The organism is Corynebacterium nasorum, assembly GCF_022347325.1.
Taxonomy (GTDB): domain Bacteria; phylum Actinomycetota; class Actinomycetes; order Mycobacteriales; family Mycobacteriaceae; genus Corynebacterium; species Corynebacterium kefirresidentii.
Genome location: NZ_JAKRDU010000023.1, coordinates 1 through 20,016, shown reverse-complemented (window position 1 = coordinate 20,016; position 20,016 = coordinate 1). Strand labels below are relative to the sequence as shown.

At 60.9% G+C, this 20,016-nt stretch carries 22 protein-coding genes; 10 read left to right on the top strand and 12 right to left on the bottom strand.

The features are described 5' to 3' along the window. Positions 1–497: 497 nt before the first annotated feature. Positions 498–1,241, bottom strand: coding sequence for a hypothetical protein (locus MHK05_RS11395; protein WP_239206841.1), 744 nt, complete (start codon positions 1,239–1,241; stop codon positions 498–500). Positions 1,242–1,346: 105 nt separating this feature from the next. Between MHK05_RS11395 and MHK05_RS11390 the strand changes: the two genes are divergently transcribed. Then, positions 1,347–2,477 carry an Mrp/NBP35 family ATP-binding protein gene (locus MHK05_RS11390; RefSeq protein ID WP_023021827.1) on the top strand — a complete coding sequence of 377 codons (1,131 nt, stop codon included), beginning with the start codon at positions 1,347–1,349 and terminating at the stop codon, positions 2,475–2,477. A gap of 3 nt (positions 2,478–2,480) precedes the next feature. Here MHK05_RS11390 and MHK05_RS11385 read toward each other — a convergent pair whose 3' ends face one another. The 3 genes from MHK05_RS11385 to sigE all read right to left on the bottom strand — a co-directional run bounded on the left by MHK05_RS11385 (position 2,481) and on the right by sigE (position 4,213). After that, positions 2,481–3,026, bottom strand: a complete 546-nt coding sequence (locus MHK05_RS11385; RefSeq protein WP_239206840.1) for a twin-arginine translocase TatA/TatE family subunit — start codon at positions 3,024–3,026, stop codon at positions 2,481–2,483. Between the two features lie 23 nt (positions 3,027–3,049). Beyond that, on the bottom strand, positions 3,050–3,499 hold the full coding sequence (locus MHK05_RS11380) for an anti-sigma factor family protein (RefSeq protein WP_239206839.1): 450 nt from the start codon (positions 3,497–3,499) through the stop codon (positions 3,050–3,052). Positions 3,500–3,583: 84 nt separating this feature from the next. Continuing rightward, the gene (gene sigE, locus MHK05_RS11375) at positions 3,584–4,213 is read right to left on the bottom strand and encodes an RNA polymerase sigma factor SigE (RefSeq protein WP_034656442.1); all 630 of its coding nucleotides are present in this window, start codon (positions 4,211–4,213) and stop codon (positions 3,584–3,586) included. A 151-nt stretch (positions 4,214–4,364) separates the two neighbouring features. On the opposite strand from sigE, the gene MHK05_RS11370 reads away from it, so the two are divergent. After that, entirely contained in the window at positions 4,365–5,012 is a 648-nt protein-coding gene (locus MHK05_RS11370; protein ID WP_239206838.1) for an O-methyltransferase, read from the top strand. Here MHK05_RS11370 and glgC read toward each other — a convergent pair. After that, a complete protein-coding gene (glgC, locus tag MHK05_RS11365; RefSeq protein ID WP_239206845.1) occupies positions 5,009–6,226 on the bottom strand; it encodes a glucose-1-phosphate adenylyltransferase in 1,218 nt (405 codons plus the stop codon). The two genes, MHK05_RS11370 and glgC, sit on opposite strands and share 4 nt — an antisense overlap. Before the next feature lie 109 nt (positions 6,227–6,335). Here glgC and glgA point away from each other — a divergent pair, with 109 nt between their 5' ends. Next, positions 6,336–7,490 carry a glycogen synthase gene (gene glgA / locus MHK05_RS11360; protein WP_239206837.1) on the top strand — a complete coding sequence of 385 codons (1,155 nt, stop codon included), beginning with the start codon at positions 6,336–6,338 and terminating at the stop codon, positions 7,488–7,490. A 12-nt stretch (positions 7,491–7,502) separates the two neighbouring features. After that, positions 7,503–8,945 carry a GH32 C-terminal domain-containing protein gene (locus tag MHK05_RS11355; protein ID WP_239206836.1) on the top strand — a complete coding sequence of 481 codons (1,443 nt, stop codon included), beginning with the start codon at positions 7,503–7,505 and terminating at the stop codon, positions 8,943–8,945. A gap of 336 nt (positions 8,946–9,281) precedes the next feature. Here MHK05_RS11355 and MHK05_RS11350 read toward each other — a convergent pair whose 3' ends face one another. Genes MHK05_RS11350 through dapE form a run of 7 tightly spaced genes read right to left on the bottom strand, consistent with a single transcriptional unit; the run spans position 9,282 to position 14,037 of the window. Continuing rightward, a complete protein-coding gene (locus MHK05_RS11350; RefSeq protein ID WP_239206835.1) occupies positions 9,282–10,148 on the bottom strand; it encodes a methyltransferase domain-containing protein in 867 nt (288 codons plus the stop codon). Positions 10,149–10,157: 9 nt separating this feature from the next. After that, positions 10,158–10,325: a DUF3117 domain-containing protein gene (locus tag MHK05_RS11345; RefSeq protein WP_005323535.1), complete on the bottom strand. Its 168-nt coding sequence runs from the start codon at positions 10,323–10,325 to the stop codon at positions 10,158–10,160. 12 nt (positions 10,326–10,337) lie between these two features. Beyond that, positions 10,338–10,631: a DivIVA domain-containing protein gene (locus MHK05_RS11340; RefSeq protein ID WP_086588081.1), complete on the bottom strand. Its 294-nt coding sequence runs from the start codon at positions 10,629–10,631 to the stop codon at positions 10,338–10,340. Positions 10,632–10,634: 3 nt separating this feature from the next. Continuing rightward, positions 10,635–11,357, bottom strand: a complete 723-nt coding sequence (locus MHK05_RS11335; RefSeq protein ID WP_239206834.1) for a glucosyl-3-phosphoglycerate synthase — start codon at positions 11,355–11,357, stop codon at positions 10,635–10,637. After that, a complete protein-coding gene (gene folP / locus MHK05_RS11330) occupies positions 11,354–12,166 on the bottom strand; it encodes a dihydropteroate synthase (RefSeq protein ID WP_239206844.1) in 813 nt (270 codons plus the stop codon). The genes MHK05_RS11335 and folP overlap by 4 nt, the downstream gene beginning before the upstream one ends. A gap of 14 nt (positions 12,167–12,180) precedes the next feature. Continuing rightward, on the bottom strand, positions 12,181–12,945 hold the full coding sequence (locus MHK05_RS11325; protein WP_198492838.1) for an LOG family protein: 765 nt from the start codon (positions 12,943–12,945) through the stop codon (positions 12,181–12,183). A 3-nt stretch (positions 12,946–12,948) separates the two neighbouring features. Continuing rightward, positions 12,949–14,037 (bottom strand): succinyl-diaminopimelate desuccinylase, encoded by a 1,089-nt coding sequence (gene dapE, locus MHK05_RS11320; RefSeq protein ID WP_239206833.1) that lies wholly within the window; start codon positions 14,035–14,037, stop codon positions 12,949–12,951. 89 nt (positions 14,038–14,126) lie between these two features. On the opposite strand from dapE, the gene MHK05_RS11315 reads away from it, so the two are divergent. From MHK05_RS11315 to MHK05_RS11290, 6 genes are all read left to right on the top strand, one after another. Beyond that, on the top strand, positions 14,127–15,485 hold the full coding sequence (locus tag MHK05_RS11315; RefSeq protein ID WP_239206832.1) for an amino acid permease: 1,359 nt from the start codon (positions 14,127–14,129) through the stop codon (positions 15,483–15,485). Between the two features lie 17 nt (positions 15,486–15,502). Continuing rightward, on the top strand, positions 15,503–16,474 hold the full coding sequence (gene dapD, locus MHK05_RS11310; RefSeq protein ID WP_239206831.1) for a 2,3,4,5-tetrahydropyridine-2,6-dicarboxylate N-succinyltransferase: 972 nt from the start codon (positions 15,503–15,505) through the stop codon (positions 16,472–16,474). Between the two features lie 99 nt (positions 16,475–16,573). Beyond that, complete coding sequence (locus tag MHK05_RS11305) at positions 16,574–17,905, top strand: amino acid permease (protein WP_239206843.1); 1,332 nt, start codon at positions 16,574–16,576, stop codon at positions 17,903–17,905. Positions 17,906–18,225: 320 nt separating this feature from the next. Next, the gene (locus MHK05_RS11300; RefSeq protein ID WP_324291864.1) at positions 18,226–19,086 is read left to right on the top strand and encodes a DUF559 domain-containing protein; all 861 of its coding nucleotides are present in this window, start codon (positions 18,226–18,228) and stop codon (positions 19,084–19,086) included. A gap of 54 nt (positions 19,087–19,140) precedes the next feature. Next, on the top strand, positions 19,141–19,350 hold the full coding sequence (gene relB / locus MHK05_RS11295) for a type II toxin-antitoxin system RelB family anti-toxin (RefSeq protein WP_239206842.1): 210 nt from the start codon (positions 19,141–19,143) through the stop codon (positions 19,348–19,350). After that, complete coding sequence (locus tag MHK05_RS11290; RefSeq protein WP_239206829.1) at positions 19,343–19,825, top strand: transcriptional regulator; 483 nt, start codon at positions 19,343–19,345, stop codon at positions 19,823–19,825. The genes relB and MHK05_RS11290 overlap by 8 nt, the downstream gene beginning before the upstream one ends. Positions 19,826–20,016 lie beyond the last annotated feature (191 nt).

Below are 20,016 nucleotides of genomic sequence, written 5' to 3'. Positions count from 1 at the left end.
ATGCAACTCAACCGCCGACCCCGCAAAACCCTGGGCTTTCAAACACCAGCCGAGAAAATGGCCGCACTGATAAACTCAACCGAAACATAGGAAGTGTTTCCACGACCACTAGAATCTGCCCGTTCCTCAGGAACTACGGACTCGGCTCGCTTCTCAACTAGAACTTTCTTCTGACTCGACTCTCCTTGCCTCTCACGTTCTTAGCGCAGACTTCACTCCTTTCGCGCTCACGGGGAGTGACCGCTGCGAGAAAGGTGCGTTACCGGTGAGCGCGAAGGGAGGGAGTGAGGGTATTGCTGTGCTATGGCCGACCGCGTTCGCAACAGCACCGTTGATCGGACCTGCTGAATTGTTCGGGAATTGGCATCTACGTCAAGCTCGAAGGCTTTGGGCGCCGTTCAGATAATCACGAGCTGTCGGGCCCGTTGGTTTTAGTTGACTTGGTGGTTTCCGAGTTGTCGACGCCTGGAAACTTTCGCCTACCCGCCAAAGAAAAACTATTTGGAGCCTCCGGTGAGATCAGACCCACCGGAAGAATCTGAGTCGCCTTCCTCATCGAGCATTTTCGTGCCGGAGCCGTGCAGCCACGTGCGAACCACTTTTGCCACGTCGCCTTTTTGCTCTGCTTCTTGCGCCAATTCAGAGATGTCTTTTCGCGTGATGAACTTCGTCAATGAAGCTATAGATTGGCGTTCCTCGCGGTCCAAGAGATCATCCTGGTAGAGCGCCACAAAATTCTCGGGGAGCTTTGGCTCCGCGTCCTCACAGCCAGTGGCGCTGGATGGTTCCACCGCGGCTAGGTCGCCTGGAAGTGCAGACATTAAAGCGATGTGAGTACGCGCTAGGTAGTCCTCACCGCCTGGTTGGGAGGAGTGCTGAGCTTTTCTGTAGTCCTTGGAGACTTCCCGCGCCTCACCGGGATTGAGAACGCTGAGAAAAGCCCCCGTGCAGCCGACATAAAAATTACCATTGGGGTTCAAATAGCGACCGGACTTAGACTCTTGGAAAATATCCTCCCTAACAAGGGAGGCCTCACGCCCCTGACTGATCAGCTCTTGGCGAAAGATCTCCGCCAGCACTACTTGGTCGGTCTCACCAGCATCTACCATGATGCCAACGGGCGCACGCTTAGCATTATCCGCATAAGGATCTCCATCAAACTGGGAGGAGCAGCCGGTAAGCAGCATGGCAGAGAGCACCACGCCAGCAATGGCGTGGGCAGGGCGGGCACAGCTGCGCATGGCGATACTATTCTCCTTCAGTTAGGCGGCGCTCGAGCGTCTAGATGATTCTACACCGAGGGCGTGTTTACCTCCTGTTGCGGCCCGACTAAGATGGCAAGGGTTATGTCTAGCGTTATTACTGAATCCGCCGTACGCGAGGCACTTTCCCGCGTTGAAGATCCCGAAATCGGGCGCCCCATCACCGAGCTCAACATGGTGAAATCAGTTTCTGTCACCGGAAACGATGTAGCCGTAGAAATTTACCTCACCATCGCCGGCTGCCCCATGAAGTCCACCATCGAGTCCAATACTCGCGCAGCAGTAGAGGATATTGAGGGCGTAGGAAACGTCACCGTGACGATGGAAGCCATGAGTGATGAGCAGCGCCGAGAGCTGAAAAAGAAGCTCCGTGGCGGCCAAGCTGAGCCGGAAATCCCGTTTGCCAAGCCAGAATCCACCACGCGAGTCTTTGCGGTGGCTTCTGGCAAGGGCGGCGTCGGCAAGTCCTCGATGACGGTAAATCTCGCCGCAGCGCTGGTGCACAAGGGGCTTAAAGTCGGCATCGTCGATGCCGATATTTACGGCCACTCTGTTCCCAATCTGCTGGGCTGCACCGATGGCCCGACCGTTCTCGATGATGAGATGCTTTTGCCCCCGATTTCCCATGGCATTAAGCACATCTCCATCGGGCAATTCGTCGAAGGCAACGCCCCTGTGGTCTGGCGCGGTCCTATGCTCCACCGTGCATTGCAGCAGTTCTTGGCCGACGTTTTCTGGGGTGACCTAGACGTTCTCCTGCTGGATCTGCCTCCAGGCACTGGCGATATCGCCCTATCCGTGGCCCAGCTCATTCCTAATGCGGAGTTGCTCATCGTTACCACCCCGCAAGCCGCAGCTGCCGAGGTGGCAGAGCGTGCCGGGTCCATCTCCCAGCAGACGCGCCAGCGCGTGGCCGGTGTGATTGAGAATATGGGCGCTATGGTCATGCCGGATGGTTCCACCATGGATGTCTTTGGTACCGGCGGCGGACAGATTGTGGCCGATCGCCTCGGCGTCATTCTTGGCCATGAGGTTCCACTGCTGGCTTCGGTGCCTCTGGATCCCACCCTACGCAGCGGTGGCGATGCCGGCACGCCGATCGTTATAGACGCCCCCGAGTCCCCCGCCGCCCAACAGATCCAGGCGGTGGCCGATAAACTGGCCATCCGCTCCGATTCCCTAGTGGGCAAAAACCTGAACTTGGGCGTGAACTAGCCCCTAGGTTACATCTTCCCACATGCCGCCGCCGGTGGATTCTTCCCCACCGCGCGGCGGTTTCTTCTCGGGCGCAGGCTGCTCCGTCGATTGCGGTTGCGAAGCTGCGGCGCGCTGCTGCGGCTGTGGCTGCTGCGGCTGCTCCGCATAAACCTGGGAATAGTCGAAGCTTGGGCGCTGTTGCGGTTTCTGCTGTTCCGGCTCCTTGGGAGCGGTATTGCTCTTAATATCTTCTGCCATCTTCTGGGGATTGAAGTCATCCCAGGCGGATTCGTCGCCGTCAAAAAGCGCCTTGGTGATTGCGCCCTTCGGCCCCAGACGCGTCCACTGCGCGGCTTGGGTAAGCGGGCCACGGATATCATCAAATTCCGAGGTAATAGAGCCCATCTCCCCATTGAGCTCCGCCTTGGCATTATTGATGGCCTTCCGCGCCGCATAGATGGCTGCGCGCACGTCCTTAATCACCTCAGGCATGCGTTCTGGGCCGATGACTATGATGCCCAAGAGCACAATGACGAAAATCTCGGGCCAACCAATGGAAGAAAACACGCTTAAATACTAGTCCCTCGCTCTTAGCCGCGCTGATTGTGCTTGATTGCGCGAACCACCATCTCCACCTTGTCCAAGAAGTCCTGCTGGGGCCGGTGCGCTGGCGTTGCTGCATCGGGCCCCGGGGTTACCTCCTCCGAGGCAATGCCTGCGAGCTTCGCGAGCAAGGACTGCGGCGCCTTGACCGTTGCGGACTCCGCACAGTGGCGCACCCATTCCGAGGCACGACGCTGCTGATGCACATCCGCGCGGCATTCAGCGCAGTGCACCAGGTGAATGCGCACACGGTGCATAAATTTTGGCTCCATCTCACCGTCCACAAAGGCAACAACCGCCTCTGGGCCCAAATGCCCGATGGTATCGCTACGCCGCGCCTTGGCCTTCGCCCTATCGCGAGCCTTGGCTTGGGCGGCATCAAAACCGCCGTGCACGCTCAGCGTGGACAAGGTTCGGCGTCCTCGCAGCGAGTCCATCGATCCCTCCTCCACTAGTTGCTCGGACTTCATTGACGCGGAAAGTCCCCGCCGGCAGCGGGGACTATGCAGTTTCTCTAAAGTTTAGCGCGTACGCAGCAGCATGCGCGTTTCCGCATTGGTTTGCGCCTCTTTTTCTAGCGCCGCGCGTAACTGGGAACGGCCGCGGTGGATGCGCGAGCGCACCGTACCCATCTTGACACCAAGGGTCTCTGCAATCTCGTCATAGCTCATCCCAACGACATCGCACAGGACCACGGCCACGCGGAAATCGGGAGCCAGCCCGTCGAGCGCGGACTGCAAAGCTGGATCCAGGTTAGCCACGGAATAAGCCTGCTCCGGGGTCATATCCGTACCAGGAACGCGTTCATAATCCTCTGGCAGGGCCTCCATGCGGATCTTGGAACGGTGACGCACCATATCCAAAAAGAGGTTAGTGGTAATACGGTGCAACCAGCCTTCAAACGTTCCGGCTTGATACTTGTCCAAGGAGCGAAAGACGCGCATGAAGGTTTCCTGGGTGAGGTCCTCGGCGTCATGCTGATTGCCAGACAGGCGATAAGCCAAGCGGTAGACCCCATCGGCGTGCTCGGCCACGAGGTCACCCCAAGCGGGCATGTCGCCCGTGCCAGCATCGAATGCTGCGGTACCGGTCAACTCTGCCTCAGAGGTTGCAGGTTGAAGGGATTCGGCATCGCGCTTCATCTTTGTCATGCATGTCATCTTTCTACACTCAACACAGAAACTCCAGCCATAGTGCTGATAATATCCTGTGAACCCGTCACATTATCCCCACCGACCACAACCTTGCTGGCTAAGCGCGTTTTTGCCACATTGGCGGACACTTTTCCCTATGGTTTATTACGTGACTAATACCGCATACGAAGCACTGCGTTCTTATATCGAGACCACCAGCGAAGCATCCCCGGCCCTAAGTGGCGCACGCGACCACGCCGCAGAGTACGGCTTGCCAGTCCCGGATGAATCCACCGGCCAGCTGCTCACCACCCTGACGGCCGCCTCTACTGGTTCCACCGAGCGTCCCCAAGCTGTGGCCATTACCCCGGCCGCCAATGTAGCGGGCCTCTATGTGCTCGCCGGCATGCCCGATAACGGCATTTTGACCTGCATCGACCCCGAGGCGGAGCACCAGCGCAGCGCCAAGACCGCATTCCGCGAGGCCGGCTATGCGCCATCCCGCGGCCGTTTTTTGCCATCGCGCCCGCTCGAGGTCATGGGTCGCCTCGCCAACGATGCTTATCAGGTCATCTACGCCGACGTCGCCGCGCTCGAGTTACCTGCCATCATCAAGGCCGCGTGGCCACTGCTGCACCAGCGCGGCACCCTAGTCTTGGCTAATTCTTTGCTCGATGGCACGCTTGCCGACGCCTCCCGGACCGACCGCGACACCGCCGCCGCCCGCGAAGCAGACGAGTACCTGCGCGAGCTCGAGGGGGCAAGCGTAACCCGCTTGCCGCTGGGTTCTGGGCTCACCCTCGTGACGAAGCTCTAGACCTTCTGGTTTTTGCCGACGACGACCACGCCGCCGTCAGAAACCTTAAAGCGCTCCTCATCACGCTCGCGGTCCACTCCGATAATCGCGCCATCGCTAACAACGACGTTCTTATCTAGGATCGCGCGGCGCACCACTGCACCGCGCCCGATACGCACGCCAGGCAGGATCACTGATCCCTCAACCGTAGCTCCGTCGGCCACATGGACATCGGACGCCAGCACTGAATTGCGCACAGTGCCGCCAGAGACGATGCAGCCTGGGGCCACCATCGACGACTGCGCGATGCCGTTTTGCACGAACTTGGCCGGTGGGAAATTGGAATCATCCGTCGAGTGGATCGGCCAATTCTGGTTATAAAGGTTGAAAATCGGGTGCACCGAAATCATGTCCATGTGCGCCTCGTAGAAGGAATCGATGGTGCCGACGTCGCGCCAGTACCCGTGGTCACGCTCAGTAGAACCGGGTACCTCATTGGCCATGAAATCGTACACATGCGCCTGTCCCCGCTCCACAAAGTACGGGATAATATCGCCGCCCATATCGTGGGCCGAGTCCTCGTTCTTTTCGTCCTCCAAAAGGGCGTCGATAAGCGCCTGCGCTGTAAAGACATAATTGCCCATCGAGGCATAGCTCATATTCGGATCGTCCGGAGTAGCCGGTGGGTCCGCGGGCTTTTCCACGAACTGTGTGATCGTGCCCATGCCATCAGCTTGGATGCAGCCAAAGGCCGTCGCTTCCGAGCGCGGTACGCGAATACCAGCCACCGAACAATCCAATCCGGTGGCGATATGCTCTTCTACCATCTGTGCCGGATCCATGCGGTATACGTGGTCTGCGCCAAAGACGATGACATAATCCGGATTCTCGTCATAGATGAGGTTCAGCGACTGCACAATTGCATCTCCCGAGCCGTTGTACCAGCGCTTGCCGCGGCGCTGCTGGGCGGGCACCGAGGCAATATACTGCGGAGTCGGACCCGCCAAGTTCCACGCCTGGGAAATGTGGCGGTCCAGAGAATGGGACTTGTACTGGGTCAGCACCGCAATCTTGAGATAACCGGCATTGACCAGATTGGACAAAACGAAATCAACGAGGCGGTAGGAACCACCGAAGGGCACGGCGGGCTTTGCGCGGTCTTCGGTCAGGGGGAAAAGGCGCTTTCCCTCACCGCCGGCGAGGACAATGGCTAGGACATTCGGCAGGCTTCTCACGTTTTCAAACCTATCCGCAAATCCCACATTCCGCAGCAGAACTTTGCACATTTTTACCCCCATATCGGAATTCTGCACATGACAGCAGAGATACGTATTCTGGGTGGGCATGAGAGCCGGAATCTTTTCCAAAGAATACCCGCCGGAAATATACGGCGGAGCCGGAGTTCACGTAGCTGAACTCACCCGTTTCATGCGCGATATCATCGATGTCTCCGTGCACTGCATGGGCTCCCCGCGCGAAGAAAAAGACGTCTTTGTCCACGGCGTAGACCCCGCACTCGAGGGTGCCAACGGTGCGCTGCAGACCTTGTCCACTGGGCTGCGCATGGCCGATGCCGCCTCCGATATCAACATCGCCCACTCCCACACGTGGTATACGGGCCTTGCTGGCCACCTCTCCGCCCAGCTTTATGATATTCCGCATGTGGTCACCGCCCACTCTCTCGAGCCGCACCGCCCTTGGAAGCGCGAGCAGCTTGGCGGCGGCTATGACATCTCCTCATGGTCCGAGAAGAACGCCATGGAATATGCCGATGCCGTAATCGCCGTCTCCGCCGGTATGAAGGACTCCATCCTCGATGCCTATCCGCGCATCGATGCCTCCAAGGTCCACGTCGTCCTCAACGGCATCGATACCGAGCTATGGCAGCCGCGAGAGGGCGATGTTTTGGACAAGCTGGGCGTCGATAAGCAGCGCCCCATCGCTGCCTTCGTCGGACGCATCACCCGGCAAAAGGGCGTAAAGCACCTGCTGCAGGCGGCACAGAAATTCGATCCAGACATCCAGCTGGTCTTGTGTGCCGGCGCCCCTGATACGCCCGAAATCGCGGCCGAGACCGAGGCACTGGTCGATGAGTTGCGCGCCCAGCGCGATGGCATTTTCTGGGTCAAGGATATGCTCCCGCGCAACGAGGTCCAGCAGATTTACACCGGTGCCGATGTTTTTGTCTGCCCATCCATCTACGAACCGCTGGGCATCGTGAACTTGGAAGCAATGGCCTGTGGCACGGCCGTTGTTGCCTCCAACGTGGGCGGCATTCCCGAGGTAGTAGTCGATGGTGAGACCGGCGTGCTAGTGCATTACGACGCCACCGATACCGCAGCCTTCGAGGCCGATCTCGCCGCTGCAGTCAATGACGTCGCCGCCGATAAAAAGCGCGCTGCCGAATTTGGGCGCGCCGGCCGCGAGCGTGCCATTCGTGATTTTTCTTGGGCTACGATTGCCGCCCAGACCGTCGATATTTACCGCAGTCTGATTTAAGGAAGGATAGCCGTGACAACCCACCGCCCCGAACTGCATTTTGTCCCTGAAGACGGCGTCCTCGACGCCCCCGCCAGTATCCTGCGCGATGGCGATACTTGGCATCTGTTCTACCAGTACCGCCCCACCGCGGACTCCCCGGCGCGCTGGGGACACACATACTCCGAAGAGTCTCCCTTTGACTGGTTGGACTGTGACGATGTCCTCGCCCCCGTCGGCGGCGAGCTCTCCCTGCGCGCAGGTTCCGTAGCCCAAGGCCCAGACGATATCCATCTCTACTTCACCTCCGTGACCGCCGCCGGAATCGCCGTTCACCTCGCCCGCTACGCTGACGTGGACGAGATCTGCGAGGTCTCCGATGACCCTCAGGCGCTCGACCCCAATGTCGTTCGTTTTGGCGAAGTCGTGGGCAATACCCGCAACTTCGATCATTTCCGCTCCCCCTCCGTGGTGCCCGACTGGGCCTCAGAGGACCGCGATGACGGCCACGACGGTTGGCTCATGTTGGCTCTCACCGGCCACTCCGACGCCCCGGTTCCCGTTATCCTCGAATCCGCCGACGGCGTGTCTTGGCGCCTGCGCGGCAGCCTCAAGTTCGACGGCGACCCTGGCTTCCTAGAGGGCGAGGTCCCCGCTACCTCGCCCATTCCGCCGGTCGTCTCCCCGCGCCTAGTCCGACTGCGCGATGAGGTTGACGGCAATGTCTACGACGTCCTCTTTGTCACCTTGGAGCGTGGCGGCCGCGACGTCTCCGGCTACCTCGTCGGCCGGCTGGAGGGCACCACCTTTACCGTGGTCTCCGGCTTCCGCCGCGTAGACTTCGGCCACGATTTCTCCCGCCCACGCAGTACCAACACCACCACCGGCACGCTCACCCCCGAGCAGCGCTATGAGCGCGCCGTTATCGTTGGCCTCCTCAACGGCAACGGCCGCGGCGATGACGCCACCAAGCACGCCTCGTGGGAAGCCGAAGGCTGGGCCAATGCCCTTTCCTTACCCCGCCGAGTCACCCTCGAGGGCGGCGTCCTCTACCAAGCCCCCGCCCGGGGCTTGCCCGATGCCGTCAAGCTTTCCGATTACGCCCGCTCGTGGACCGGCGTCATGGAGGTGCCTTCCGGTTCCTGCGTCACCGTCACGCTTCTCGACGGCGCCGGTGACCCCGCCGCCACCATCCGCCACTCCGGCGATGACATCAGCCTCGATCGCTCAATGAACAAGGCTTTCAATCATTGCTTTGCCGATTCTGAGCCCGCCACCGCCACGCTTGCCGAGGGTGACTCCGACACCCTCACCATTATCCAAGACGGTTCCACCGTCGAGGTATTCGTCGATGGTGGCCTCATAGCCATGGCCTCCCGCGTCTACTTCGAGGGCGGTTGCTCTGGGCTGCGCGTCGAAACCTCCGGCGATGCCGTCATCGAGCAGGACTGGCAGCGCTCCGGCTCCAAGCTCTAAACATCACCCGACGCCCCGCTCGGTTCTCCACCCCGCCCTTCGCGCTCACCGGCACGGCCGCCCACCGCGGTTCCACCGCTCCCGGTGAGCGGCAAGGGCGGGGTTGTGCGTTTCCGGGCCCGCGGCACCCGCGGCACCCGCGCCGCCCGCGGTACGGGGCGATGTCACGCCGCGCGCCCTTCGCGCTCACGGGGAGACGCTGGGGCGTCGGAAAGCGTGTGCTGGTGAGCGGCAAGGGCGAGGAACCACCCCTCGCACTCACCGGAACAACAAAAAGAACCGCCCCACGCGCTGCTGGTGAGCGCGAAGGGCGGGGATGAGGCAGAAGGGCCGGGGCTAAACTGCACGGAGGCGGTCCAGTCGAGCGCGGGCGGTAACCGTAAGTGTCGGAGGAAGAGCGGCCATGCGCTCGGCGAGTTCTCCGGCGCTAATGTGACGCGCGGATGGGCTCATCCCGACCTGCGCGGCAACGGAGGCCTTATCGAGCTCAATGGGGAACGAAATATCAACCGGGTCGGCCGCCTGCTCGAGGAAGCCCTCGGCCTGCTCGTACATGCGCTCCACCTTGCCGTCTTCCACGCCGAGGATGCCCAAAGGCTCCCGCAGCTCGTCCAAGTGGCCGGCATCAGGGGTCAAGACGATGACCTGGCCGCCTGGGGCGAGCACGCGCTGGAATTCGGCCGGATTGCGTGGGGCGAAGACGACGGAAATAGCGTCGACGGACTCATCACGAATGGGCAGGCGCTCCCATACATCGGCCACGACGGCACCGACGCGCGGGTGGCACTTAGCCAAGTGCTTCGCAGCGTGCGGAGAAATATCGAGCCCGACGCCGCGGGCCTCAGCGATGGAGTCGAGGGTGTGGGCCAAGTAGTAGCCCGTACCAGCGCCCACCTCAAGCAGAGAGGCGGGCGTAGATTCGGCCAACGATGCGGAATCCAGCGCACCTTGGACTGCCCCAGTCACGGCCTCCACGAAGGGCGCGAAGTGCCCCATGGCCAAATAGGTCTCGCGGGCGTTGACCATGTCCATGTCATCGCCCTTGTGCTTGAGTCCGGCGCCGGCCGCGAGGGTGACGTAGCCCTGCTTGGCCACATCAAAAGAGTGGCCGGATTCCGAGACCAGGCGAGAGAAATCATCGGCACCAGAAAGCGCGGTGCCATCATTGGGATCAGCCAGAATGTCGACGATATGAGAAAGCATGTATCTAGACTAGCTAGAAACCTCGGTCAACAGAGAACCAAGCTCGGCGGCCTCGTCCTTGCTCAGCTCGATGACGATGCGCCCGCCGCCATCGGAGGGGATGCGCATGACAATTTTGCGGGACTCCTCTACTGCTTCCATTTCTCCGCCCGTGGTGCGCGGCTTCATTGCTGCCATAGTGAGTCTCCTTTAGTTAACTTCTTTTCCTTCCAGCTTAGACCTTTTCGGCGTGGAAGATAGTTGCTCTTCTAGTTGTGCAAGGAGATCATCTACTTGGTCCTGGCGGTACCCGCGGGGCACAACCTCGAATTTCACCTGGTCAAGGCGTCCTTCGCGGGCAGCGGCGCGGTTATTTTCGCGCACCTTCTCCGGCTCATCGAGCGGGTGCATAACCTCGCCGCGGCCAAAAATCGAACCCCATACCCAGGTCCCGATGACGGTCAGGGAGAAAAGGACGAGGAGGAGCATAATCCAAGACAGCATGGCTTAAACCTTACCTTTTAGCGGCGGGCGTTGAGCAACGGGCGCGGTAACCCCGGCGCGGGAGAGCAGTGTGCGCGCGACTACCTCGGCCATCGGTGCGAGTTCATGCAGCGGCCGGTTGCGGTGCACCCGCGTTCCCAAGTCCACCTGCGCTATTGTGCCCCGCTTGCCGACGTCCACCAATAACCCCGCTTCCACCCCGTAGCCTTCTACAAAGGGCAGCTCGACAGCGGTGGCGCGGCGCAGAGAGTATTCGCCTCCGAGCGGCTGGTCGATATGAGCGAGCTCAGGGAAAAATTGCTTAATGAGCGGTTTGGCTGTCAGCTCGGTGACGCGGCCGCCGCCGGTGGGCTGTCCGTTGAGGCTGCGGCGGTAGCGGGCCTTGACCATTTCTACCGCGGGGTCGGCAAAGGGATCGGCCAGCGCGGTGACCATGCCGGGCGCAGCGGATTCAAGATCCGCATCGACGAAGACGACTATGTCTCCCTTCGCCGCGGCGACCCCGCGCCAGAGGGATTCGCCCTTGCCGGGGCGCGGTTCTTCTGGCAGGATATCGCGCCAATTGCGTACCTCCGCCCCGGCTGCGGCAGCACGAGAGGCGGTGGCGTCGGTGGAATCGGCATCGATGACCAGCACCTCAAGCGGATTATCGGCAAGGCAGGCACGCACGACGTTCGCGACAGTGTCTTCCTCGTTGAGGGCCGGGATGACAACGGAGACACTCATGCTAGGCCTCGCGTGGTTGCCAATGGTGCCGCCTCGCCTTGGATGGCAGCAGTTATGCGAATGACGTCTGCGGTCTCAGCTACCTCGTGGACGCGGAAAGCGGCCACTCCGCGGGCAGCGGACCACGCGGTGGCGGCTAGGGTACCCGCAACGCGCTCTCCTACCCCGCGGTCTAGCGTCTCGCCCACAAAATCTTTGTTTGATAGCGCCATGAGCACCGGCCAGCCGGTGGCCACGACCTCGTCTATGCGCCGCAAAAGCTCGAGACCGTGGAAGGTGTTCTTGCCAAAGTCATGGGTCGGATCGATGAAGGTCAGGTCCTCCGGGCAACCGAGAGCGGCGGCGCGCTCGGCCAGCTGGGTGGTTTCCGCGATGACATCGGCCACCACGTCATCAAAATGGACACGGTGCGGCCGGGTGCGCGGGGTGATACCACCGGTGTGAGAGCAGACATAGCCCACGCGGTGGTGTCCGGCGACCTCGATGAGCTCGGGATCCCAACCCGCCCAGGTGTCATTTATGAGCCCGGCACCGGCTGCAATGGCTGCCTCTGCCACCTCGCTGCGCCACGTATCGACGGAAATGAGGACATCCGGGTGGCGCTGATGCACCTTCTCGATAGTTGGTACCACGCGCTCGATTTCTTCCGCTGTATCGACGGCCTTACCAGGGCCGGCCTTAACGCCGCCGATATCGATGATCGAGGCGCCGGCCGCAATCACCTCATCGCAGCGACGCAGTGCCGGGTCGAGGTCAAAGGTTGCCCCCTTGTCATAGAAGGAATCCGGGGTGCGATTGACAATCGCCATCACGCGCGCGAGGCTCAACGCGGCTCCCTGATGCGCTTATCGCTCATGACTTGGTGGCGCTGGATGATGTGGGAGAGGGCCTCATCGGGGTCGTCGGTAAGCAGGAAAAGCTCCCGGTCGCCCTCGTTGATATACCCGCTGGCCGCGAGCGTGTTGTCCATCCACTCCAGCAGGCCGGACCAATACTCGGTGCCCATGAGCACGATGGGGTAATTGGTCACCTTGCCGGTCTGCACCATGCACATGACTTCGAAGAACTCATCCATCGTGCCCATGCCGCCAGGTAGGCAAATGAAGGCCTGCGAGTACTTCAAGAACATCGTCTTGCGGGCGAAGAAGTAGCGGAAATTCAGGCCCAGGTCGACGTACTCGTTGAGGCCCTGCTCATGGGGAAGCTCGATTCCCAAGCCCACGGACAGCCCGCCGGCTTCGTGGGCGCCACGGTTGGCTGCCTCCATGATGCCGGGGCCGCCACCGGTGATGACGGCATAGGAGTGCTCGGCCAGCTTGCGGCCGACCTCGACGCCCAGCTGGTAGCTCGCGTCCTCGGGCGTGGTGCGTGCGGAGCCGAAGACGGTGACGGCCTTCGGCAACTTGGATAACGCATCGAAGCCGGCGACGAATTCGCCTTGGATGCGCAGCACACGCCACGGATCGGCATGCTGCCACTCGTGGTCTGCACCGGACTCCAAGAGCCGCTGGTCAAAGGTGGAGGCCTGTTCGCCTTCGGTGCGCAGCAGCATCGGGCCGCGCAGAGTGCGCATCTGCTCAGGAGTCATGGTCTATCCCTTCAGGTATTTCAGGAGGGCGGTGGATACTTCACTAATCTGCGCGGTGGGGACCTGCTCGTCCTTTTTATGCGCAAACCCTGGGTCACCGGCGCCGAAGTTCACGGACGGGGTGCCCATTTCGGAGAAGCGGGCGACGTCGGTCCAGCCAAACTTGGCGCGGACGTTGCCCCCGACGGCGTCGATAAGAGCTTTGGCTGCAGGCTGGCCCAACCCAGGCTGGGCGGCCGGGGCAATGTCGTCGATGTCGATGGTGACATCTTCTTCCTCGCCGATGATGGATTTCATGTACTCCAGCGCCTCCTCGCTCGTGCGGTCCGGGGCGAAGCGGAAGTTCACAAACATCCAAGCCTCATCCGGCAGCGTATTTGTGGCCACGCCGGACTCGAGGTGAACGATATTGAGGCCCTCGCGGTAAGTGCAGCCATCGATGGTGACGTCGCGGGACTCATAGGCGGCGATACGGGTCATGATGGGCGCGAGCTTATGCGCGGCATTGGAGCCGAGCCAGGCGCGGGCCGAGTGCGCGCGGGTGCCGTGTGCGGTCACGCGCAGGCGGATGGAGCCCTGGCAACCGGCCTCCACCATGGCGCCGGAGGGCTCGCCCAGAAGCGCGAAGTCCCCCTCGAGCCACTCCGGGTGGTCCTTTTGCAGATGGCCCAAGCCATTAAATTCAGTGGCTACTTCTTCACCCTCATAGGCAATGACGGTGAGATCGTGCTTCAGCTCCTCCGACTCGTGCAGCTGGGCAAAGGCATTAAGGTAGATGGCCATGCCTGACTTCATGTCCACGGTGCCACAGCCCCACATAATCTCCACCCCGTCTTTAGTGGTTTCCATGCGATGCGGTACATTTTCTGCCAACGGAACGGTATCAATGTGTCCGGCGAGCACCACGCGGGAATCTAGCCCACGGTTCGTGCGGGCGCACACGGTATTGCCGTAGCGGGCAACCTCGACGTCCAAACCGCGCAGCGCTTCTTCGACGGCGTCTGCGATGGCCTCCTCATGGTGGGAGGGGCTCGGAATATCCACGAGCGCCTTGGTTAGTTCGATGGGGTCTGCATATAGATCTAAAGTCACAAAGCGCCATGCTAGCGCCCCGCGTAGCTCCCCGCATTGTGTAAAGTTCACTTCACTGTAAATATTTCGTCCTCCCTAAGGTGATAACGATGGCCGAAACCGCTCAATTGAAATCCCGTCATCTCACGATGATGGGCCTTGGCTCTGCCGTGGGCGCCGGCCTCTTCCTCGGAGTAGGCCTCGGCATCCAGATTTCCGGCACCTCCGTGCTCATTTCCTATGCCGTGGCCGGCGCGCTCATTGCGCTAGTGATGTGGATGCTCGGTGAGATGGCCGCCGCCCGCCCCTCTTTGGGGTCATTTTCCACCTACGCCGGTCAGGCCTTCGGACACTGGGCACGCTTTACCATGGGATGGATTTATTGGTTCATGCTAATCATGGTCATGGGCGCCGAAATCACCGGCGCGGCCGCCATCATCTCCAGCTGGTTCGGTATTGACCCGTGGATTCCGGCACTTATCGCCGTGGCATTCTTCGCAGTGGTCAATTTCGCGGCCGTGGGCGGATTTGGCGAGTTTGAGTTCTGGTTCGCCATCATCAAGGTCGGCGTCATTGTCGCCTTCCTTGCCATAGGCGTGCTCATGGCGCTGGGCATCCTGCCCGGCATGGATCTCTCCTTGGCCGGGACCAATTTCACCGCTAATTTCCTGCCCAATGGCATGCCCGGCTTCGCCGCCGGATTGCTCGCCGTGGCCTTTGCCTTCGGCGGTATCGAATTGGTTACTATCGCGGCGGCCGAATCCGAGGACCCAGCACATAACGTGGCCACCGCGGTCCGCGCCATTATCGTGCGCATCATGATCTTCTACATCGGCTCCATCGTGGTTATCACCATGGCTCTGCCTTTTAGTTCCATCCAGGATGCCGACGTAGCCGCCGATTCCCCCTTCACCCTCGTGCTTGCGGCCGCCAAGATTCCCTTCGCGTCCGGTTTCATGGAAGCGATTATCGCCTTGGCGCTGCTCTCCGCCTTCAACGCGCAGATCTACGCCACTTCCCGCTTGGTCTTTGACATGGCTAAGGATCACTGCGCCCCGGGATTCTTCCTCAAGCAAAATCGCGCTGGCTCCCCCATCAACGCGGTCATTTTGTCCATGGTCTTCGCCTTCGCTTCGGTAGGCCTGCAGTTTTGGAACCCTCCGGGGCTCCTAGCATTTCTCTTCAATGCAGTGGGCGGGTGTCTGCTGGTCATCTGGTCCTTCATCGTGGCTTCCTTTATCAAGCTGCATCCCCAAATGCGCGAAAATGGCGAGTTGACCGATCTGCGTGTGCCCGGCTTTCCCTGGCTGCCGTGGGTCACGGCCGCGGCGCTGGGCGGGCTCACCCTGCTCATGCTCTTTGACCCAGATGCACGCAACCAGGTCATCTCGGTACTCATCCTCGCTGCGATACTCGTCGTCTTGTCCTTCGTACTACCCACCGGCCAGCGCGCAGAGGCGCGGAGGTAGTTGCTAAGCTAGCGGGCATGACTTCTGCATCCGCACGTGGCCTGGCAACCATTACCCATGACGGCACCGTCTTGGACGTCTGGTTCCCAGCCGTTTATACCGATAAGACCGTAGAGACCACCGAGACCAAGCGCTTGGAGGAGGTCCCTCAGCAGTTCTCCGCGCTGGCAGGCCCGGACGAGGAGCGCGGCGTGGCCCGCGTTGCCGTCGAGACCTCCATCAAAGATCTGGATGACGCCCCCGTCGATACCTACGATGCTTACCTGCGCCTGCACCTCCTTTCTCACCGCGCGGTCAAGCCGCACGGCCTGAATATGGATGGCATCTTCGGCCACCTCAATAACGTGGTTTGGACTAACTATGGCCCCTGCGCCGTCTCCGATTTCCAGATGGTGCGCGGCCGCCTTGCCTCCCGCGGCCCGGTCGTTGTCTACTCCGTTGATAAATTCCCGCGCATGGTGGACTACGTTGTGCCGTCTGGCGTTCGCATTGGCGACGCGGACCGCGTGCGCTTGGGCGCCCACCTTGCTGAGGGAACCACCGTCATGCATGAGGGCTTTGTGAACTTCAACGCCGGCACCTTGGGCGCCTCCATGGTGGAGGGCCGCATCTCCGCGGGCGTCGTCGTGGGCGATGGCTCCGATATCGGCGGCGGCGCGTCCATCATGGGCACCTTGTCCGGCGGCGGCAAGGAGGTCATCTCCATCGGCGAGCGTTGCCTGCTCGGCGCTAATTCCGGCATCGGCATTTCGCTTGGCGACGACGCCGTAGTCGAAGCCGGCCTCTACGTCACCGCCGGCACCAAGGTGACCGTCTTTGGCAAGGTCGCGGAAGCACTGGGCGTCGACAATGGCGAGGCCGTCAAGGGCTCCCAGCTCTCCGGTGCCTCCGGTATGCTGCTGCGCCGCAACTCCGTCTCCGGTGCCGTCGAGGCTGTGGAATGGAAATCCGAGGCCGTCGCGTTGAACGACGAGCTGCACAAGAATTAATACCCCCGATTCCTATAGCCTTATCGGGCAAAATAAGATGGAGGGGTGACTGATAACTCCTCCACCCTCGGTTCTGGCCTGAAGGTCCGCCACCTAACCATGATGGGGCTTGGCTCCACCATCGGTGCCGGACTATTCCTCGGCACCGGCGTCGGTATCTCCGCCGCCGGTCCTGCCGTGCTCCTCGCCTATATTATCGCCGGCTTCCTGGCCATTTTGGTGATGCAGATGCTGGGCGAGATGGGCACCGTTATCCCCGCCTCCGGCTCTTTTTCCGAATATGCCGAACATGGCATCGGCCGCTGGGCGGGCTTTACCCAGGGCTGGATTTATTGGCTAGCCACCGTCGCCGTACTCGGCGCCGAAATCACCGGCGCGGCCGGATTCATTGGCTCCTGGTTCGACGTCTCGCCGTGGATCCCCGCAGCTATCTGCGTGGTCCTCTTCGGCGTCATCAACCTGCTGCGCGTGCGTAGTTTCGGCGAATTCGAGTATTGGTTCGCGCTTATCAAGGTCGTCGTCATCGTGGCCTTCCTCATCATCGGCGTGCTGCTCATCCTGGGCCTCCTGCCTGGCCATTCTTTCATCGGCACCTCCGTCTTCCTCGAGGACGGCTTCATGCCCAATGGCCTCGGCGGCGTCGCGGCCGGCCTTTTGGCCGTAGCCTTCGCCTTCGGCGGCATCGAGGTCGTCGCCATCGCCTCTGCCGAATCCGAGGACCCCGAAAAATCCCTGGTCAACGCCGTGCGCTCCACCATCTTGCGCATCTCCGTGTTCTACTTGGGCTCCGTTCTCGTCATCACGTTCCTTCTGCCTTATTCCATCTTGGGAGGTGCCTCCACGGCCGCAGAATCGCCCTTCACCATGGTCCTCGAGCGCGCCGGCATCCCGGGTGCGGCCGGCATCATGGAGGTTGTCATCGTCCTTGCGTTGCTTTCCGCTTTCAATTCGCAGATCTACGCCTCCTCTCGCATGATGCACTCGCTGGCCTCCCGTGGCGAGGCTCCACGCATCTTCACCACCACCAATAAAGACGGCGTACCCACCACCGCTATTGCCCTGTCCGTCCTACTCTCGGCCGTCATGGTGGTGCTCAACTACGCCGATACGGGTTGGCTTCTTACCTTCATGCTCAATGCCGCCGGCGCCTCCCTGCTCATCGTGTGGGTATTCATCGCCGTCAGCCAGCTGCGCCTGCGCCGTCAGCTCGAAGCACTCCGTCCCCTTCCCATCCGCATGTGGGCCTTCCCCTACCTGACTTGGTTCGCCCTCGCGCTCTTTGCGGCCATCGCGGTGCTCATGCTTACCGACGCCACCGCCCGCAGCCAACTCCTCTCCGCCGCCGCTATGTTCGCGGTGCTCGCCCTCGCCGGCGTCATCAATTCCAAGGTTCGCGGCATCAACCCGACCTCGACGCTGCCTCTCACCTAGCCCCCTTATCCCAGGGGGCTCACCTCGCCCCTTCCCTCCACCCTCGGCCACTCCCCACCCTTCGCGCTCACCGGCACGAGGCGGAGTCTCTCTTTTTCATCACCTGGTGAGCGCCAAGGGCGAGCTCTGCCCACGGCCCTCCCGCCGCGCTCACGGGGAGCACAAATTGAGACCACCCGGGGCCGCCGGTGAGCGCGAAGGGCAGTTATCCACAGCCATCCGGACCACGCAGCGGAAGATTGTCCCCGAACCCCGGGTTATCCACAGGATGCCGCGACGCGCGTAGCTTCAACCCAACACGACCGCTTAGGTTAAGCCCCATGGGGGAATGGACTACCGCGGAACTACGCGGGCAAGGTTTGAGCAAGGATGCGATTCGTCGCAAGGTACGCGAGGGGAAACTCTTTCGCGTGCATCGGGGGATTTATACCGATGAATGGACGCCCTGGGCGATGGCGCGGGCGCTGGCGCATGGGCTCAGCCGCATCCATTTCACGGGGAAAACGGCGCAGGAGATTTACCTCGGCCGGCAGCTGACATTTCCTCTGGAAGCGGAGGGACCGCGCACTTTGAAGGGCAAGAACTTTTGCGTTTCACACTCGCGACTTCAAGCCACGCACAAGGTCAACGGCCTTCCGGTGGTGCAACCCTTGTGGGCCGCGCGTAGGATTTCGCGGGCCTGCACACCTCTTTTGGAAGAACACTACCGGGGAAAGCACGGACCCGGCCGTCTAGAAATGGACCGTCAGCGAATGCGACGCGTCCCGAATTCTCTAAAGGAGACGATCCAGCACGCTGCGATTGGGGCAGATAGCCCGCCGGAGCGCACTTTAAGCAGAAAGCTGCGCACTGTAGGAATTTTCCCAGAACACAATGTTCTCATCGCCGGCTACCGCTTTGATCTGAAAATTGGCAAGCTGCTGGTGGAAGTTGACGGCTGGGAATACCACAAACACAGCGTGGCCTTTCAAGCTGACCGCTCCAAACAAAACGCGGCCGTCGCCCACGGGTATACGGTCTTGCGCTTTACTGCCGACGACATCAACTACCACCTCAGCGAAGCCATCCTGCTTATCAAAGCCACTCTTGACGTGGTAAAAGGCGGCAAGCCCAAACTCCCGTCCTCGGCAACTCAGCCCTACTGGACATGGCATCTATGCGTACAACCCTTGCCGCATTGACAATTATTCTTTACACTAGGACATGCAAGCATGACATACAGTAAAGGAGACCAGATGGCCGAGCACCCCAACATGGTCCGCAAATGGCGCCGCTGGCTCGAACTTTCGCAAGCCGAGCTCGCCGAAAAAGCCGGCGTCTCCCGCCAGACCATCGCCAATATCGAGCGCGGCAACTATTCACCTTCCGTCCACCTCGCGCTGGACATTTGCCACGAACTTGGAAAAACCGTCGAAGAAATCTTTGGAGCTGAACAACATGATTAACGCCATCGCCAATTACTCCCTCAAGGAAATCGATCGCGCAACCCGCGATGAATTCGAACGCGACACGCTCTACAAGGCCTGCGTAATCGGAATGACCCCAATCCCGTTCCTCGAGCTCGTCGTCGCCGCAATCCTCGCCTGGGTCCTTCCTGGCCAAATGTCTATGCTGTGCTTCCTCGCGCTCGTGCCGTCCATCGTAGGCAACTCCATCGGTTCTGCTTGGATGCGCAAGCGCGTGGCCACCCCACCGGTGGGCCGAAATTGGACCGCATTGGCCGTCTACCTCATCCCTCTTATAGTCATGTTCGCCGGCATTGCCTATAACGCCTACGCGCCTGCCGACGGCCACAACCCCGTCTCCTACCTCATCGGTACCGCAGTCGGCGCCATTGCCGTGCTCGCCCTGACCCCCTTTATTCGTCGCCGCCAGCACCGCCGCGACCAAGCTCGCCTCGATGCCGAGCTAGAGGACTAGTCCCACTCCGGCACTTCACCCCGCCCTTCGCGCTCACCGCGGACGGCGGGGTTTCTCTGATTTCGTTCCCCGCTTGATTTCTAGTGGTCGTGGAAACACCTGACATGGGTTAGGTGATTGTGTGGAGTCGAAATGGGTTCCGGATTCTGTTGTTGTGGCGCGGTTTGCGTCGTTGGTTCGGGCTGGTAGTT